Origin of the sequence: Niallia sp. M35, from assembly GCF_050971705.1 — a bacterium.
In the GTDB taxonomy this organism is placed as follows: domain Bacteria; phylum Bacillota; class Bacilli; order Bacillales; family Cytobacillaceae; genus Niallia; species Niallia circulans_A.
Map to the genome: position 1 here is coordinate 42,412 of NZ_JBPCEP010000009.1, position 18,875 is coordinate 61,286.

18 protein-coding genes and 1 riboswitch are annotated in these 18,875 nt (G+C 36.8%); of the genes, 15 read left to right on the forward strand and 3 right to left on the reverse strand.

Features of this window, described 5'->3' with window-relative positions:
- Window positions 1-61 precede the first annotated feature (61 nt).
- The gene (locus tag NiCM35_RS13625) at window positions 62-610 is read right to left on the reverse strand and encodes a hypothetical protein (protein ID WP_433779793.1); all 549 of its coding nucleotides are present in this window, start codon (window positions 608-610) and stop codon (window positions 62-64) included.
- Between the two features lie 14 nt (window positions 611-624).
- Window positions 625-1,416, reverse strand: a complete 792-nt coding sequence (locus NiCM35_RS13630) for a hypothetical protein (RefSeq protein WP_172859209.1) — start codon at window positions 1,414-1,416, stop codon at window positions 625-627.
- A 478-nt stretch (window positions 1,417-1,894) separates the two neighbouring features.
- Between NiCM35_RS13630 and NiCM35_RS13635 the strand changes: the two genes are divergently transcribed.
- From NiCM35_RS13635 to NiCM35_RS13660, 6 genes are all read left to right on the forward strand, one after another.
- A complete protein-coding gene (locus NiCM35_RS13635; protein ID WP_095329442.1) occupies window positions 1,895-3,067 on the forward strand; it encodes an ABC transporter substrate-binding protein in 1,173 nt (390 codons plus the stop codon).
- Window positions 3,068-3,235: 168 nt separating this feature from the next.
- A complete protein-coding gene (locus NiCM35_RS13640) occupies window positions 3,236-4,111 on the forward strand; it encodes a branched-chain amino acid ABC transporter permease (protein WP_047940874.1) in 876 nt (291 codons plus the stop codon).
- A 12-nt stretch (window positions 4,112-4,123) separates the two neighbouring features.
- Window positions 4,124-5,059, forward strand: coding sequence for a branched-chain amino acid ABC transporter permease (locus NiCM35_RS13645; RefSeq protein ID WP_433779796.1), 936 nt, complete (start codon window positions 4,124-4,126; stop codon window positions 5,057-5,059).
- A complete protein-coding gene (locus NiCM35_RS13650) occupies window positions 5,052-5,834 on the forward strand; it encodes an ABC transporter ATP-binding protein (protein ID WP_123258541.1) in 783 nt (260 codons plus the stop codon). The genes NiCM35_RS13645 and NiCM35_RS13650 overlap by 8 nt, the downstream gene beginning before the upstream one ends.
- Entirely contained in the window at window positions 5,834-6,541 is a 708-nt protein-coding gene (locus tag NiCM35_RS13655) for an ABC transporter ATP-binding protein (RefSeq protein ID WP_061796971.1), read from the forward strand. The genes NiCM35_RS13650 and NiCM35_RS13655 overlap by 1 nt, the downstream gene beginning before the upstream one ends.
- A gap of 181 nt (window positions 6,542-6,722) precedes the next feature.
- Window positions 6,723-7,049 carry an MGMT family protein gene (locus tag NiCM35_RS13660; RefSeq protein WP_123258540.1) on the forward strand — a complete coding sequence of 109 codons (327 nt, stop codon included), beginning with the start codon at window positions 6,723-6,725 and terminating at the stop codon, window positions 7,047-7,049.
- Window positions 7,050-7,134: 85 nt separating this feature from the next.
- Here NiCM35_RS13660 and NiCM35_RS13665 read toward each other — a convergent pair whose 3' ends face one another.
- Complete coding sequence (locus NiCM35_RS13665; protein WP_095329446.1) at window positions 7,135-8,085, reverse strand: L-lactate dehydrogenase; 951 nt, start codon at window positions 8,083-8,085, stop codon at window positions 7,135-7,137.
- A gap of 358 nt (window positions 8,086-8,443) precedes the next feature.
- A riboswitch (TPP riboswitch) is annotated at window positions 8,444-8,543 on the forward strand.
- A 117-nt stretch (window positions 8,544-8,660) separates the two neighbouring features.
- Here NiCM35_RS13665 and tenA point away from each other — a divergent pair.
- From tenA to NiCM35_RS13710, 9 genes are all read left to right on the forward strand, one after another.
- Entirely contained in the window at window positions 8,661-9,347 is a 687-nt protein-coding gene (gene tenA, locus NiCM35_RS13670; RefSeq protein WP_095329447.1) for a thiaminase II, read from the forward strand.
- Window positions 9,344-9,940, forward strand: coding sequence for an ECF transporter S component (locus NiCM35_RS13675; protein ID WP_095329448.1), 597 nt, complete (start codon window positions 9,344-9,346; stop codon window positions 9,938-9,940). The genes tenA and NiCM35_RS13675 overlap by 4 nt, the downstream gene beginning before the upstream one ends.
- Entirely contained in the window at window positions 9,918-11,531 is a 1,614-nt protein-coding gene (locus tag NiCM35_RS13680; protein WP_433779906.1) for an ABC transporter ATP-binding protein, read from the forward strand. The genes NiCM35_RS13675 and NiCM35_RS13680 overlap by 23 nt, the downstream gene beginning before the upstream one ends.
- A complete protein-coding gene (locus NiCM35_RS13685) occupies window positions 11,497-12,231 on the forward strand; it encodes an energy-coupling factor transporter transmembrane component T family protein (protein WP_433779907.1) in 735 nt (244 codons plus the stop codon). Before NiCM35_RS13680 ends, NiCM35_RS13685 begins: the two co-directional genes overlap by 35 nt.
- Window positions 12,232-12,509: 278 nt before the next feature.
- A complete protein-coding gene (gene treP / locus NiCM35_RS13690; protein WP_095329451.1) occupies window positions 12,510-13,943 on the forward strand; it encodes a PTS system trehalose-specific EIIBC component in 1,434 nt (477 codons plus the stop codon).
- Between the two features lie 316 nt (window positions 13,944-14,259).
- The gene (locus NiCM35_RS13695; RefSeq protein WP_095329452.1) at window positions 14,260-15,519 is read left to right on the forward strand and encodes an extracellular solute-binding protein; all 1,260 of its coding nucleotides are present in this window, start codon (window positions 14,260-14,262) and stop codon (window positions 15,517-15,519) included.
- Between the two features lie 231 nt (window positions 15,520-15,750).
- A complete protein-coding gene (locus tag NiCM35_RS13700) occupies window positions 15,751-17,052 on the forward strand; it encodes a sugar ABC transporter permease (protein ID WP_123258536.1) in 1,302 nt (433 codons plus the stop codon).
- Window position 17,053: 1 nt separating this feature from the next.
- Window positions 17,054-17,890 (forward strand): sugar ABC transporter permease, encoded by an 837-nt coding sequence (locus tag NiCM35_RS13705; RefSeq protein WP_047940863.1) that lies wholly within the window; start codon window positions 17,054-17,056, stop codon window positions 17,888-17,890.
- 108 nt (window positions 17,891-17,998) lie between these two features.
- Window positions 17,999-18,871, forward strand: coding sequence for a DUF1189 family protein (locus tag NiCM35_RS13710; RefSeq protein ID WP_123258535.1), 873 nt, complete (start codon window positions 17,999-18,001; stop codon window positions 18,869-18,871).
- Window positions 18,872-18,875: the final 4 nt, after the last annotated feature.

The following is an 18,875-nucleotide window of genomic DNA, read 5'->3' on the forward strand; positions in this document are numbered from 1 at the left end:
AGCATAGACAAAAGAGCTATTGGAGAAGGCGGATTTCCGCTTATCCAGTAGCTCTTTTTTGTTAGATGAGAAATGGCTGCAAAGTAGCGAGTTTGTCTGATACCCGTGTTGCTTTGGCTGATAAATTTGAACTTTGTCTGATACCCGTGTTGCTTTGGCTGATAAATTTGAAATTTGGCTGATACCTGTGTTGTTTTGGCTGATAAGTTTGAACTTTGTCTGATACCCGTGTTGCTTTGTCTGATACCCGTGTTGCTTTGGCTGATAAGTTTGAATTTTGGCTGATACCCGTGTTGTTTTGGCTGATACCCCTGCTGCTTCGGCTGATAAATTTGAAATTTGGCTGATATCTGGGTTGTTTTGGCTGATAAATTTGAACTTTGGCTGATACCCGTGTTGCTTTGGCTGATAAGTTTGAATTTTGGCTGATACCCGTGTTGCTTTGGCTGATAAATTTGAACTTTGGCTGATATCCGGGTTGTTTTGGCTGAAAAAACCGAACTTTGGCTGATATCCAGGTTGTTTTGGCTGATAAAACTGAATTTTGGCTGATACCCACGTTGTTTTGGTATAAAAAATTAAGATTTAACCGAAATCCAGTTGTTTTCACTAAAGCAATACGAATTATTCTGTTGAGACAGTCATCATTAAAGCATTTATCGGTACTTCTCCTGTTTCTAAAGTATAAACAATATTTCCTTCTTCCCATCTCGCCATACTCTCAACTTTATCGGCATTTTCCGGATAATTTACTTCTATTCTTCCATTTTCTTGTGGGACTGGCAGAGCATTTTCCTCCAAATAATCTACCATTTTTCTTGCGATATCAGTAGTGTCTAACTTATCAGCAGAAATGGATTTAATTTGTACTACCCATCGTCCCTCTTTCCAAAGTAAATACGAACTTCCCGCTGCTCCTTCCTTCATTCCTGTAATTTTATGTCCTAAATCTACCTTCATTTCATCTGGAATAGAATCTAATGAAGTCTCGGGAAAAAGCTCCTCTTGGTTGTTTTTATCATGGAATGTTTCTGCTTTAAACGTAGCAAGCAAATTATCATTTGTGTCCAAAGATTTATCATTGATAGAGACAGGTTCTTGTGTTCGATAGAACGAAATAGAATATTGGTCTGTTTCATTTTTATTAATTTTAGCTCCAACATATTCGGAATCAGTGATTGGGAATTTCATCGGTAATTTATTACCTTGCATCTTGAGCATAGAGCGAATTTCTTTCATCTGTTCATTGTTTGATGGGGATTTCTCCGTAGTTTGTTCCGTCTTCATATTAGCTTGTCCAGCTGCGTCGGCTTTCTCCATTGTCGGCAGTTTTGATTGACTTTCTGCTGGTCCATTGGAGCAGCCACCAGCTATAAGTGAAAAGATAAAGAGTGAAGAAAATAGAATTTTTTTCATTCATCGTACTCCTTTCTATACCTTATTAATACTGTATATTCCCTAAAATAAGAAAAAAATGAGTTATATAAAAAATTTTTAAAAATTTATGGATGAATTTTTGAGAAGGAAAGTCGCGATTGTGTGAGAAAAAGTAACTTATATCCATGACAAATAGGGATGAATTATTAAGGGGACATGGGAACCTTTTTATTTTGGTAAAAATACTAACAAAAGTAAGAAGATTTATTTTATATTTGACAGAATTGTTAAAAAATATTTGAAATTTATTCCTTTAAACGTTAGAAATAGTAACGTTATGGTGAAGTTTGTCGGCTATTGATTATTTTTGTCTTGTTCGTTATGATTAATTTCGCAATATAAAAAAGATTAGAATAGTCTGACTAGTTAAATTAATGGATTTGATAAGCACTTATAATTAATAGGTAGTATTATTTTCTTTTTATTGTCAGAATAATCAAACAAAAGGAGGATTTGTATGAAGAAAAAATTAAGTCTTTTAATTACCGCTTCTACCTTAGTTGCTGGAATGTTGGCTGGGTGTAGTGCTGGTGGTAAAAATGCATCAAAAGAGGATGAATTTAAGGTTGGAGTGAACTTGGAGCTTTCTGGAGCTGTTGCATCATATGGACAATCATTAGAAAGCGGTATTGATTTAGCTATTAAAGAGATTAATGCAGATGGTGGAATAGATGGCAAGAAAATAGTTCCTGTTAAGGTAGATAATAAATCTGATTTAACGGAGGCAACTAATGGTGCATTGAAGCTAATCGACCAAGATAAGGTTTCGGCAATTATAGGGGCAGCTACAAGTGGTGATACAGTAGCACAAGTGCAAATAGCTAATGACAAGCAAACAGTCTTATTAACTCCATCGGGTACAGCACCAAACGTTACGGTTAATGAGGATGGAAAGCTAAATGAGTATGCATTCCGTACATCCTTTATTGATCCATTCCAAGGAAATGTGGCTGCAAATTTTGCTATCAATGATTTGAAAATTAAAAATGCTGCCATTTATGCGGATAGTGCAAGTGATTATGCAAAAGGATTAGCAGCAGCATTTAAAGAAACCTTTACAGCTGCTGGTGGAAAAATAGTTTCAGAAGAATCTTATGTTGCAAAGGATACAGATTTTAGCGCAACACTAACGAGAATTAAAGGGAAGAATCCAGAGTTTGTGTTTATTCCTGGCTATTATGAAGAAGTGGGCTTAATTATTAAGCAAGCGCGCGAAATGGGTATAACAGCTCCTTTTATGGGTGCTGATGGCTGGGATTCTCCAAAATTAATTGATTTAGCAGGAGCAGAGAACTTAAATAATACGTTTATTACAAACCACTATTCTTCGGAAGATCCAGATGAGAAAATTCAAAAGTTTGTTTCAGCATTTAAGGATGAATACGGAAAAAGCCCAGATGCATTTAATGCTTTAGGCTATGATTCTGTTTATCTATTAAAAGATGCTGCTGAAAGAGCAGGAAGTACTGATTCGGATAAGATTAAAGAAGAATTGGCAAAAACAAAAGATTTATCGCTGATTACTGGGATAGTGACAATCGATGAAAATCATAACCCAATCAAATCAGCAACAGTTTTAGAATATCAAGATGGAAAACAAGTATTTAAAACAAAGGTTGATCCAAAATAAGACTTGGTGGATGGGGAGGGTGAGCCTCCCTATTTTCCATGGAAGGAAAATTGGAGATAAAAGAATGATAGAGATAGAGAGTATAAACAAAAACGTTTTTTATAAGAATTAATTAGTAGTAGGCTATGTGAAAAAGTTATTGCTTAGCAAAAGGGAGTGAATAAATAGATGGAATGGATACAACAGCTAGTTAACGGCATTTCCTTGGGAAGTATATATGCTCTTATCGCCTTAGGATATACGATGGTATATGGAATTATTAAACTTATTAACTTTGCTCATGGCGATGTATTTATGGTGGGAGCATTTATTGGCTTTTATGCTATTACTGGTTGGGGACTTAGTTTTTTTCCAGCATTGATTGTTTCCATGATTGCTTGTGCTATCTTTGGAATTATCATTGAAAGAATTGCATATAAACGGTTGAGAAATGCGACAAGAATTGCTGCCCTCATTACAGCAATCGGGGTTTCTTTATTGATTGAGTATGTTTTTATTTATTTTAGAGGTGCGGGCTTAGAAACCTATCCAAGTGTTTTACCAACAAAGACATTTGATGTGTTTGGGGCACAAATTACAAGTAAGTCCCTAATTATTTTAGGAACGTCGGTTGGATTAATGTTGATTTTGCAATTTATCGTTCATAAAACGAAGACAGGAAAAGCAATGCGGGCGGTTTCTCATGATATAGACGCTGCAAGATTAATGGGGATTAATGTAGACCGGACTATTTCCGCTACTTTTGCCATTGGTTCTGCTTTAGCGGGAGCAGCAGGCGTTATTTTTGGCGCTTATTACACCAAAATTGAACCGCTAATGGGAGTTATTCCAGGATTAAAGGCATTCGTTGCCGCTGTTTTAGGGGGGATAGGAATTATTCCAGGCGCGATGATTGGCGGACTTATCTTAGGGGTAGTTGAAACGGTTGTTAGTGCTTTAGGTTTTTCTTTATGGAGAGATGCTGCGGCTTTTATTATTTTAATTTTGATTCTTATCTTTAAACCATCAGGCATTCTTGGTAAGAATACAAAAGAGAAAGTGTAGGTGACTGGAAGGGTGAAAAACTCAAAAGCTTTTTGGATATTCCTTATACTGTCCGAACTTATTTACGGCGTAATTCAGTTCCTGATGACTGGCGGCTGGATTGACACTTTATACAGCAATATGATTATTTTAATGGCTATCAATATTATGCTGGCAGTTAGCTTGCATCTTGTCATAGGAATTACCGGACAATTTTCAATTGGGCATGCTGGCTTTTTGGCGGTAGGGGCATACGTATCAGCAATTGCAACGATGAAGTTTCAAATGCCTTTTCCAATTGCTATTTTAGCTGGTGGAATTGTTGCCGCACTAGCTGGACTATTAGTTGGAATTCCAACCTTGCGATTAAGAGGCGATTATTTAGCCATCGCCACATTAGGATTTGCAGAAATTATTCGGATTTTCTTCTTAAATATTGATTATGTCGGTGGGGCAGCGGGAATGCAGATTACTCATTTGACTACTTGGACAAGTACGTTTATTTGTTTATTTATTACTATTCTAGTCATTGTTAATTTTACTAATTCAAGACATGGCCGTGCAGCCATTGCAATTAGGGAGAATGAAATTGCAGCAGATGCAATGGGAATTAACACAACTTATTATAAGGTTGCCGCTTTTGCATTAGGGTCTTTATTCGCTGGGGTAGCCGGTGCGCTTCAAGCTCATAACTTTTATATTATTAACCCAACTAACTTTGGATTTTTAAAGTCCTTTGACATTTTGATTTATGTGGTCCTTGGAGGATTAGGGAGTTTATCAGGATCTGTTATTGCAGCAAGCTTCTTGACTATTATTTCTACTTATCTTCAAGATTATCCAGAAACGAGAATGATTATATATAGCCTTGTTTTAGTAATCGTCATGCTCTATCGTCCAAAAGGATTAATGGGAACAAAGGAAATTACAGATTTGTTTAAACGCAAAGGAGGTAATTCTAATGACTAAGAAGGAACCTTTATTGCAAATGAAAAATGTCGGTATTTCTTTTGGAGGTTTAAAAGCAGTGTCCGCGATTGATGTAGAGCTGAATCAAGGAGAGCTAATTGGACTAATAGGCCCAAATGGAGCGGGGAAAACGACTACCTTTAACATGTTAACGGGTGTATATGCACCAACAGAAGGAGAAATTCTTTTTGACGGAAAAAGCTTAAAGGGTTTGCAGCCTTTTCAGGTAACACGCAGAGGGATTAGTAGAACCTTTCAAAATATACGTTTATTTGAAGAACTATCTGTTTTAGATAATGTAAAGGTAGCATACCATTCTTTGGCTAAGCACTCTATGCTAAGCAGTATTTTGCGGCTCCCTTCCCATTTTAAAGGGGAGAAAGAAATGGAGGAAAAATCAATAGAGTTTCTTAAGATTTTTCAACTCGACCGATATATGGAGGAAAAAGCGAAAAATCTTCCGTACGGCCAGCAGCGCCGCTTAGAGATAGCAAGAGCTTTAGCGGCAGGTCCTAAATTGCTGCTATTGGATGAACCTGCTGCAGGGATGAATCCCCAAGAAACACATGAACTGATGGAATTGATTGCTTTTATTCGCAAAAAGTTTCAGCTGACCATTTTACTTATAGAGCATGATATGCCTCTTGTTATGGGGATTTGTGAACGAATTTATGTTTTGGATCATGGGCAACTGATTGCAGAGGGTACACCTGAAGTGATTAGAAATCATCCAAAAGTAATCGAAGCTTATTTAGGAGAGGAGGTTGCTGAATAATGCTCCATATAAAGGATCTAAATGTATATTATGGAAATATTCAGGCGTTAAAGGGAGTAACGCTTGATATTAAGGAAGGAGAAATAGTAACGCTTATTGGTGCGAATGGTGCGGGGAAAAGTACATTATTAAAGACATTATCCGGTCTAATCAAGCCCAAAAAGGGTTCTATAGAATATTTAGGCAAGTCTATTGCAGGAAAGCCTGCACAATCGATTGTAAAGGCAGGTATGTCACATGTTCCAGAGGGAAGACGTGTCTTTTCTAATATGACTGTGGAGGAAAATCTTGAACTAGGTGCCTTTTTACGAAAAGATAAACAGGAAATTCAGAAGAATTTACAAAAGGTTTATGAGATTTTTCCGCGGTTATTTGAAAGAAAAAAACAATTAGCTGGTACTTTATCTGGTGGAGAACAACAAATGCTGGCAATGGGAAGAGCTATAATGGCAAAACCGAAATTGCTTCTTTTAGATGAGCCCTCCATGGGATTAGCACCGATTATTGTTCGTACCATCTTTCAGGTTATTCAAGAAATTAATGAAGAAGGAACGACGGTTTTATTAGTGGAGCAAAATGCCCATATGGCATTATCGATTGCACATAGAGGATATGTCATTGAAACAGGAAAAGTGGTTTTATCAGGATCTGCACAAGAATTACAGGAAAGTGATGAATTAAAGCAGGCTTATTTGGGTGGGCATTAATAGTAGATTTGGAAGAACTGGTTATTCACTGGAATAACAGTTCTTTTTTTATTTCTTGAAGAATCTCCCGGTTGAATCAACATTTCATCTATTTCTCTCTTGCTCTATCATAAATGACAGATACACTTTTTAAGTGGAAAAGAATTTTGTTAGAATAGTAGTAAATATAGGAGGAAAGATGATGACCCCTTTTACAAAAAAAGCAGTGGAGATTATTGCAGATATTCCAGAAGGAAAAGTAATGACCTATGGGCAGATAGCTGCTGTAGCTGGAAGTCCTCGGGCAGCAAGACAAGTTGTTAGAGTTCTTCATACCTTATCAGAAAAATACCAACTTCCTTGGCATAGAGTGCTTAATAGTAAAGGCTGTATTGGATTAAGCGGTGAACATGGCCAGCTTCAAAGAAGATTGCTAGAAGCAGAGGGAATTGTATTTCAACAAAACGGATCGATTAATTTAAGAGAATATGGATATGAACCGCTGAATTTTATCGATGAACGGATCTAGGAGTGATTAGTAGACTGCTGAAATCATAAAAAACATAGCAGTAAAAAAACCTATTGCTGCGTTCGCAATAGGCTTTTATCCCTTATTAATTTAGAGCTGATTTCATTGTTTGTTGTAAAATTTCGACAGAATGATTAAATTGTTCTGTTTCCTTTTCATTTAATTCTAGCTCCAGTACTTCACGGATTCCTTGGCGGTTAATAATGGCAGGTACGCCAATATAGATGTCTTTATGACCATATTCACCATCTAGGTATGCAGATACTGGTAAAATAGAGTTCTCATTGCCAAGAATAGCTTTTGTAATGCGGACAAGTGACATGCCAATTCCATAATAAGTAGCACCTTTGCGCTCAATAATATGATAAGCTGCATCGCGGACGTTAATGAAAAGTTCATCTAAGTCTTTTTGAGAGTATTTGTCATTTTTAGCAAGCTTTGTTTCAATGCTTTCTAATCCAATCGTTGTACTGCTCCATACAGGCAGTTCCGTATCTCCATGTTCACCGATAATAGCAGCATGGATGTTTCGTGTATCAACATCGAAATACTCACCTAGCATATAGCGGAAACGGGCAGAATCTAATGTGGTTCCAGAACCGATTACGCGTTCCTTCGGAAGTCCAGATTCTTTCCAAACCACATAAGTCAGAATATCAACAGGGTTTGTCGCAATTAAATAAATTCCATCAAAACCGCTAGCAGTAATTTCTTTTACAATACTTTTAAAAATAGCTGTATTTTTGGCAACTAAATCTAAACGAGTTTCTCCTGGCTTTTGAGGTAGACCAGCAGTAATGACAATTAAGTCAGCTTCTCCACAGTCTGAATAGTCGCCAGCCCATACTTTCGTTGGTGCTGGGGCAAATGGGATACCATGGTTTAAATCCATTGCTTCCCCTTCAGCTCTTTCTTTATTGACATCGATCAGAACAAGCTCTTCTGTAACGCCTTGATTAATTAATGAATAAGCATAGCTGCATCCTACGGCACCTGTACCAATTAAAACGACGCGGTTAATATTTTGCTGTTTCATTATTTTGCAACTCCCTTTTTCTAAATGAATAGATTAATAGTTTTTAGAGCTATTTATTACTAAATGGAGAACAAATTCGTTAATCATTTACTTTGCTGTTACTTTTCTCCATAATATCTTATCATTCTTTCTTTTGTAAAATGTTATTACTGTTTATATAGTGATTATACACTTAAACTTTGTGAAAAACATCACATGAATATGTCTATTTTGTGAAAGTTTCTAAAAGATCAACGGAAAATATATATTTAAGTTTCCCTTCTAATAGGAAGGATAAACAGAATAATCAAAAAGTATCAGTGAAAAATGATTGACAAAAATTATGTGTATTCGGTAATGTAGTAAGTAATTGAATAGGAAAATCCACTAGGGGAGCCTTTTTGGCTGAGACAAGATTACTTGGACCCTTTGAACCTGATCTAGTTCATACTAGCGTAGGAAAGTGGAGTCGGCCCATTGAATATTAGTGTTTTATTTATTCATTATAAAGCCACTCCATTTTTTGGAGTGGCTTTTTTGTATACAAAGTTACTCCATGTTTTCCTTTTCAATAAAAATTAAAGGAGGAAATGGACATGAGTTTTTCACAAGAATTACGTGCACAGGCAGAACCAATTTTTCAGGCAATTATGGAACATCCATTTGTACAAGGAATTGCTAAGGGGGATTTAAAGAAAGAGCAGCTTATACATTATGTGAAACAAGACTTTGAATATTTAAATGCTTTTATGAAAATTTATGGATTGGCGATTTCAAAAAGTACGAACAGACAAGACATCGAGCTATTTAATAACCAAATTTCCTTTGTGCTTCATAGTGAGATACACCCTCATAATAATTTTTGTGAGGTAGCAGGTGTTAAATATGAAGACCTACAAGGATTCCCAGTAGCTCCCGCTGCTCACCATTATATTCGCCATATGCTAACAGTTGCCCATCAAGGAGGAATTGCTGATATTATCGCAGTGCTTTTACCTTGTCCATGGACGTATGTAGAAATCGGGAAAAAACTTTTAGAAGAGGTAAACCCAGATAGTACCCATCCTTTTTATGACTGGATCCATTTTTATGGGGATGGTCCTATGACAGTTACTACTCCGCTTTGTCAGCGATTAGATGAACTTGCTGAAACCCTTAATGAAGAACAGAAGGAAAAGTTAAAGGAATACTTTTTATTAAGCTGTCAGCTAGAATATAAGTTTTGGGATATGGCATACCAGGTGGAGGAGTGGCCAGTAAAGACGTTTGAGGTGTCTATATGAACTGGAAAGTTAAAGAGGTTGTCTTACTAGTAGTGATTGCCGTAGCATGCGGTGTTCTCTATATGGGCTGGTCCACTTTATGGCTCCCTATTTCGGCACTTGTCGGCCCAGTTGGTGCTAACTTTATGTTTGGTATATGGGTGATAGCCAGTCCCATAGTTGCCTTTATTCTGCAGAAGCCAGGGGCTGCTTTAATTGCAGAGGTAGTAGCAGCTTCGGTCGAGCTCTTGATTGGCAGTCACTTTGGTTTATCAGCACTTTTAATCGGCGTATTCCAAGGAGTCGGGGCAGAAATAGCATTTGCGATTTTTCGTTATAAAAAATACCATGTTTCTGTCTTAATGTTATCTGGAGGATTGGCAGCTTGTGGCAGCATGCTATATAGCCTTCTAGCAAATGGTTTTTCTTATTATACGACAACGACACTTTTATTAACCTTTGTTATTCAAGTAATAAGTGGTCTTATTTTGGGTGGATTATTAGCAAAGGCAATTGTAGAGGGACTTGGAAAAACAGGAGTCTTAAATGGTTATGCGATTTCTAAAGTGAACCGAAAGAAGGAGAGTAATGATGAGTTCATTGTTAGGATGTAACCATCTGTCTGTGCGCTTCTTGGAGGATAGGGAACCTGTCCTCCAAGAAGTGACACTACATATTAATCAAGGAGAAAAAGTATTAATCCTAGGTCCAAGCGGAAGTGGAAAATCTACTATTCTATCTGTTTTAGCGGGCATTATTCCAGAACATATCGAAGCATATGTATCGGGAGAAGTGATTAGGAGAAAAGGCACAGGGGTTCTTTTCCAAAATCCTGATACCCAGTTTTGCATGCAGCATGTTGATGAAGAAATTGCTTTTAGTCTCGAAAATAGAAAAGTACCCAGGGAAGAAATGGATGCCATTATTTTTGAACTTCTTGAAAAGGTAGGACTAACAATAGAGCCGCATACTCCTATTGCAAATCTTTCAGGGGGAATGAAACAGCGTCTAGCACTGGCCTGCCTTTTAGCATTGGAGCCAGAGGTGCTTTTTTTAGATGAACCAACAGCACAGCTAGATCCGGCAGGTAGAAAAGAAGTCTTTGAGGTAATGAAAGATACTGCCGCTGGAGCTGGGCAAACAATGATAATGGTAGAGCATGTGTTAGATGGCTGTATCGAATGGATGGATCGTGTCATTCTTTTCAATAAAAAAGGGCAAATAATTGCTGATGGCGCCCCAGCTATGGTAGTTAAACAATATAAAGCGGAGATGCGAGAGGCAGGTATATGGCTTCCACAAGTTTTTCCATATAAGTGGGAGGATATAATCCAAAATGAAAATCATTCGAGAAGACGAGAATTAATAAAGGCATATGAAAGAAAAAGGACAATGGCTCTTGAAATAAAACCCGACCCTATTCTGGAAGTGAACAATTTAACAGCTGCTTACCTTAAAGAGAACATTTTAGAAAACATCGAGTTAACCGTAAATAAAGGAGAATGGATTGCTGTTATTGGTAATAACGGTGCGGGAAAAAGCACCTTTTTAAAGCTGATTGCTCATCTTAAAAAAAGCCAAAAAGGAGACATCTGCTTTCATGGCAAAGATCTGAAAAAGTGGAAAGACAGAGAGCTGTATCAGCACTTAGGATTTGTATTTCAAAACCCTGAGCTCCAATTTATTACTCAAACGGTTTTTGATGAAATATCATTCTCCGGTATTCAATATCAATGGGATAAAGCGGCTATTCATAAAAGAACGACAGAGCTTTTGCAGGAATTTGGATTAGAGTCTTATAAAAATCAACATCCTTTCACCCTTAGCTTTGGGCAGAAAAGAAGATTAAGTGTAGCTACGATGCTGTTATTAGATCAAGATATTCTTCTATTAGATGAACCTACCTTTGGGCAAGATGCAAAATCGTCGCATGATTTATTACAGGTTCTTGAAAAAAGAAAGAAAGAGGGAACTTCCATTATTATGGTTACACATGATATGGATATAGTGGATCAATATGCAGACAAAGTCGTTGTCCTACAACAAAAGAACCTAGTTTTTGCTGATCAGCCGTACTCGCTTTTCTCCAATCAAGAGCTTTGTAAAAGGCTAGCTATTATACCTCCTATTCATTATCAATTAATCGCTGATTTAAAGGAGGCGGAAGACAATCAAAAGCAACGAGTCTTATCTATCACAACTTAATCCAGCGATGAAATTAATGACCCATATCATACTAATGGTTATTTTAATGACGATTCAAAGCGCCTTTTCGACTGTAGCAATTTGGCTATATGTGTTAATACTCGGTTTAACATTGGGGGGATGGAAAGGGAAATTTCTTGGTAAAGTGCTTCTCCCATATTCTATTTTTTTTGTACTTACCTTTTGGATGTTAGCGGCATTTGGAAAAGGAGAAACAGTCGTTTGGAAGTGGGCTTGGTTTCAAGTAACTGAGGAAAGTATCAATAGTGGTTTGCTTATTGCCATGCGGATGCTGGCATTTGTGACTATCGGATTGCTTTTTACAACCACCACGAATTTATACGAATTAATGATGAGCCTTATCCATCAATGGAAATTATCTCCGAAATGGGCATATGGAATGATGGCTGGTTTTCGCTGTATACCGATGTTTCAATCAGATCTTGCCCAATTAAAGGAAGCCCATCGAATCCGAGGTTATAAACATAGCGGTACCTGGAAGGCTTTCCTCCGCTATGCAGTTCCCTTGTTAACACAGGCAATTCGCCGTTCCGAGCAAATGGCGATGGCAATGGAAGTAAGAGGATTTACAGGAGAAAAAGATAGGACATATTTTCGAAAAACTTCTATTACATTATTTGATTATTTATATTTTAGTATGATGATAGTTATTGCTATTTGTATTGCTGTATTTATATAGGTCTTGGCAGTTTAGATCCCACATTTATTCATATCTTCCGGAATGTACACGAAGGGAAATGAATAAATTGTAGGGATCTATTTTTATTAGGAAAATATGGACAAATAACGCCTTTCTCCCTAATCTCAAATATTTATTTTAATTGTATTGACACTACCTGTATATACAACTATAATGAAAACGTAATCAACACTTGTATATACATGTATTGATTATGCAATAGGAATTATAATCGATTTAATAAATACAGGATAGTATAGTCAAAAGGGGGAAGAACGATGGGGAAGTACACAGAACAGGCAAAAGAACTTCTTGAGCATGTTGGTGGAAGCGGAAACATTTCTGTGGTGACACACTGTGCGACAAGAATGCGCTTTGTTTTAAATGATCCATCTAAGGCTGATATTGACAGCATTGAAAAAATCAAGCTTGTAAAAGGAACGTTTACTCAAGCAGGCCAATTCCAAGTTATCATTGGCAATGAAGTTTCATCTTTTTACAATGAGTTTATCGCTATTGCGGGAGTAAGTGATACTTCTAAAGATGAAGCGAAAAAGGCAGCAAAGCAAAACATGAATTTTCTGCAAAGAATGATTGCCCATTTAGCAGATATCTTTACTCCGCTCATTCCAGCGATTGTTGTGGGAGGATTAATTCTTGGTTTCCGTAATGTTATAGGCGAAATTAAATTAGTGGAGGGCGGAACTAAAAAATTAGTAGAAGTGTCGCAGTTTTGGGCCGGAACAAATGATTTCTTATGGTTAATAGGAGAAGCGATATTCCACTTCTTGCCTGTCGGAATTACATGGGCAGTTGCAAGAAAGATGGGGGCTACTCCCATTCTTGGAATTGTATTAGGGATCACACTGGTGTCGCCGCAATTATTAAATGCTTATGCAGTAGCTGGAGCAGAAGAAATTCCATTTTGGGATTTTGGGTTTGCTCAAGTAGACATGATTGGGTATCAAGCTCAAGTAATTCCCGCTATTTTAGCAGGTCTATTACTTTCATTCCTAGAGTTACGTCTGCGTAAAATCATTCCAAATGCGATTTCGATGATTTTTGTGCCATTCCTTGCATTAGTACCAACTGTATTAATTGCCCATACCGTATTAGGCCCAATTGGATGGACAATTGGTTCTGCCATTTCCGATGTTGTCTATTCTGGACTAACTTCTTCGGTAGGATGGTTATTTGCGGCCATATTTGGCTTTGCTTATGCACCACTTGTTATTACAGGATTACATCATATGACAAATGCAATCGATTTACAATTAATGAGTGTATTTGACGGAACAAATCTATGGCCAATGATTGCTTTATCTAACATTGCCCAAGGATCAGCAGTATTAGCGATGATTTATTTAAATCGTAAAGACGAACAAGAAAAACAAGTATCCGTTCCAGCGGCAATCTCATGTTATTTAGGCGTTACAGAGCCAGCCATGTTTGGTATTAATTTAAAATATGGCTTCCCATTCTTAGCGGCCATGATTGGATCGATGGTGGCAGCAGTTATCTCAGTTGGATCAGGAGTTATGGCTCATTCTATTGGGGTAGGAGGATTGCCAGGATTTTTATCTATCAAAGCAGAACATATGCCTACATTTTTAATTGCAATGGTAATCGCAATTATTATCCCGTTTATTCTAACAATGGTTTTCTCTAAGCTTAATATGGGGAAAGTTTCTTTGAAAAGAGTAAGAGGATAAAGGTTAATAAAGTAAGAGTCGAACCAGTTCCCCTTGGGAGGATAGCTTCGACTCTTTTTTAGTTAACATTCTGTTATTTGTACATGGATGAAGAGGCTCTCTAATTTAATAAAAAAGGATCGGACAAAGGTAATCAAATTCTATTGGTCCATAGAAATATACATACTTTTACGGACATTACCCAATAATAGCGTAATTTATTCATTGTAATGTTTTTATGTTACATTCTGTTATCGGTAACACTGAGAAAGCGATTGCATTAAAACGGTTTCAAATCTACAATAAGAATGTGAGATAAATAAGGAGGGAAAATTTCATGAAGAGTTATAAAAAACTATTAATGTCAGGAGTAGCGTTACTTACTGCATTCTCTTTAACCGCTTGTGGCGGCAATGATACGAAAGAAAGCTCAAAAGGCGGATCTTCTGACGGAAAACAAACATTAACAGTGTCAGTAGATGGAGATGGGTATAAAAAATATATTGATAGTATCAAAGGCGATTTTGAATCTAAAAATAATGCTGAAGTAAAAGTTGTCGTAATGGCGATGACAGATCAAGCTGACGCATTAGCGCTAGATGGTCCTGCAGGCACTGGTCCAGATGTTTTTATCGCACCATATGACCGTGTTGGTTCAATGGGAAGTCAAGGGCATTTAGCTGAAGTAACAGCACAGCCTGAAGGAATTACAGAAACGGAAGAAAAACTAGTAACGTTTGATGGCAAACAATATGGAACACCATTTGTTATCGAAACTTTAGTAGGGTTCTATAATAAAGATTTAATTAAAGAAATGCCTAAAGATTTCTCAGAGGTAGAAGCATTAACAAAAGATAGCAAGTATGCGTTTGAAGCTGAGTCTGGCAAGAACACAGCTTTCTTAGCAAAATGGACGGACTTCTATTTTAGTTATGGATTAGTTGCTGGATATGGCGGATATGCATTTGGAAGTGAAGGAACAGATCCAACTGACATTGGGTTAAACAATCAAGGTACAATCGATGCCATTAAATATGCAAAGACTTGGTATGATCAATGGCCTAAAGGTATGCAGGACGTAACCGGTTCTGGTGATTTTATCACAGAAATGTTTACTACTGGGAAAACAGCTGTAATTATTGATGGCCCATGGATGGCAGCTACTTTTAAAGATGCTGGCGTTAATTATGGAGTTGGTGCAATCCCTACATTACCAAATGGTGAAAAATTCGCTGCATTTGGTGGAGGAAAAGCGTGGGTAGCTTCTTCTTATGCGAAAGATCCGGAATTAGCTGCAAAATGGTTAGAGTATGTTGGGAATGCTGATAATTCAACAAAATTCTTTGAAGCTACAAATGAAATTCCTGCAAACACAATTGCACGTAAAGCGGTACCAGCAGATAATGAATTAGCTCAAGCAGTTATTGCAAACTTTGAAAACGCTTCTCCAATGCCTAATATTCAACAAATGGCTGAAGTATGGGATGGCGGACAATATCTAATGTTTGATGCAGTTTCTGGTGCGAAAACACCTGAACAATCTGCAGAAGATACAGTGAAAAATATTAAAGAATCGATTGATCAAAAATATAAATAAGGTAGCTTAAAGGAAGGGAGATATTCCACTCCCTTTTAGTCGAAATTTCTAATTGTCATAACTGATAATTAGAAATTTCGTCTTTCCATAACGCAATCGTTTGCATTGAAAACACTTTCAAAAAGAGTTGGTTTATCAAAAGAAGTTGGGCGAGTGATGATTTCTTTTGGTAAATCAATAAATTACCATTATGCAACAATATGCAATTTTATAGAAAGGGGATAGCCCACAATGAGTCGAAATGAAACAAATCATAAAAAGAAAGCATCCCTGTTATCCATTATTCCTGGGTTAGGTCAGTTTTATAATAAACAAGCATTCAAAGGAATAGTATTTTTTGCTCTCTTCTTGGTTTTTGCAATAGAGATGGCATTAACTGGATTTCAGGCTTTGGAAGGCTTAATAACATTAGGAAGTATACCTCGTGATGATCACTCGTTATTCCTAATGATTAAAGGAACATTACAGTTAATTTTAACTGTTATCTTTCTCTTCTTCTATATACTAAACATTTATGATGCTCGTAAAATAGGGGCATTAAGAGATAGAGGAGAAAAAATCAATACGAAGACGGTTGATATATTGAAAAATCTTTGGGAGCAAGGATTCCCTTACATCTTTACATTCCCGTCTTATATTTTAATGGCTTTTATCATTATTTTTCCGGTATTAGTGACATTATTTATAGCATTTACAAACTATGATTTTCAACATATACCGCCATTTAAGCTGATTGATTGGATTGGTTTTGAGAACTTTACCAACATCTTTTTCTTAAGTTCTTATCGTGCAACATTTATGAAAATCCTTGTTTGGACATTAATTTGGACATTTGGGGCAACCACTTTACAAATCGTTCTTGGTGTTATTGCTGCTGTAGTGCTACATCAGAAGCATGTAAAAGGGAAAGCATTTTTCCGAATTCTTTTCTTATTGCCATGGGCTGTACCAGCATTTATTTCGATCATGGGATTCTCTAATATGTTTAATGACAGTATCGGTGCCATTAACGCACAAGTAATCCCATTGATCAATCATCTTCCATTCATTGATATACCGGCAATTTCTTGGAAGACAGATGCGACTTGGACAAAAACAGCACTTATTATGATTCAAGGCTGGCTTGGATTCCCATATATTTTTGTAATGGTAACAGGAGTATTGCAATCTATTTCAGATGATTTATATGAAGCAGCAAACCTTGATGGAGCAACTGCTTTGCAGCAATTCCGCAATATCACATTACCGATGATCCTTTTTGCAACAGCGCCAGTTATGATCACACAGTATACATTTAACTTTAACAACTTCTCTATCATCTACTTGTTTAATGAAGGTGGTCCAGGAAGTATTGGATGGAATGCAGGATCGACAGATATCCTCATTTCGTGGATTTATAAATTAACAACAGGGCAAGCACCGCAATATGCAGTTGCAGCAGCGGTAACATTGATTATTTCCGCAATTGTAATTGCAGTATCACTCATAACATTTAAGAAAACAAATGCTTTTGGCAATGAGGAGATGATGTAGGATGAGCATGAAAGCATCGCGACTTATCAATAGAATATTAACATATGGTTTTCTTGGAATCCTATCAATAGTAATCATTTACCCATTATTAGTAACGGCATCAAGTGCCTTTCAAGCTACTAATATGGCGGCATTTACATTGAAATTGGATGCAAACTGGGGACTTGATAATTTCCAAAGACTTTTTAGTGAAACGAATTATTTAAGCTGGTATAAAAATACGATTATTATTGCGGTTGCAGTAATGGTTGTGCAAGTAACATTGGTCACTCTTTCTGGATATGTATTCAGCCGCTATCGCTTTGTTGGAAGAAAATATAGCTTAATTTTCTTCCTTGTTATTCAAATGGTTCCAACAATGGCAGCATTAACTGCTTATTACGTACTAGCAACAGTACTTGGAGCAATTGATTCTTATTGGCTGCTGTCATTAATCTATATCGGTGGTGGTATCCCGATGAACGTATGGTTAATGAAAGGGTATTTTGATACCATACCGCGTGAATTTGACGAAAGTGCAAGAATTGATGGAGCAGGTCATTTAAGAATCTTTGTACAAATTAACTTACCATTAGTGCGCCCAATGCTTGCCGTTCAAGCTTTATGGGCATTTATGACACCATTTAATGATTTCTTATTATCTAAGTTTTTATTACGCTCCAACGAATTATTAACATTGGCTGTTGGATTACAAACATTAATTTCCAACCCGCGTGAACAAAAGGTAGCGCTATTTGCGGCAGGAGCGGTTCTCGCAGCATTACCAATTGTTGTCTTATTCTTCTTCCTGCAAAAGAACTTTGTATCTGGTTTAACTAGCGGCGGATCAAAAGGCTAATCGGTGACCAACTGAAGAAATGTTAGAGACGTCTGCTAGTAGTGGCGCGGACGTCTTAGGATAGAAAGAAAACAACAAAGAATTTTAAAGTAAGAGAGTGGGATTACAATGAAGAAGTCGGAACCATTTTTGATGCAATATTTCAAGTCTATTATTACACCGACAAATGTATTTAAGGGTAAGAATCTATTAACATGGCCGAAAATGATTTTCCTTTTTATTTTCTTAATTGCATGTATGATGATGCCAACCTCTATTCAAATGGCAAAACTAACAAATTTCCCATTTGAGTTTTTGTTTCCACAAACAGCTGAATTAATTACAGATGATTTTGCTAAGTCATTGTCTTCAAAACAAGTGAAAAACGGCAAGTTAGTGGGAATAGACAGTCAATATGCAGAAGAGACAGGCGGAAATGTGATTGCGATTGATAAGGACAATAAATATCAGATGACTGGAGAAGATCAGACAATTGGTATTAAAGGATATGCAAATGCCGTTGTTTTTAAAGAAGACTATGCTGTAATTGCCGAAGAAAATGGGTTTGGGTTTCAATTGTATTACCCAATGAATGAGGAGAAATATCCTTTCAAAATAGAAAACAAGGAAGATGTCCTGCAATATATCGGAACATTATGGTATGTACAGAACAAAGCTTACCTTCTGCCAATCCTGTTACTATTACTAGCAGGTGTTTATACAGCGATGAATGTAGTGCAATTTCTATTTATGTCACTCGTATTATGGCTGACAAAGAAATCCAATATTACCGATATAAGAACCTTTAAAGAGGCAGCAACCATTGTCCTGAATGCAGCAGGACTACCAACCATATTAGCTGTAATCTATGGATTTATTCAATTTGATGTTGCAACCTTCATCATGATACAAGGACTTGGAACGGTATTAATGATTGCATTTGCTTTTTTTAGAACAGGATTTAAAGAAAAAAGACTAAAGATAGATTCAGATAAAGCATAGGGAG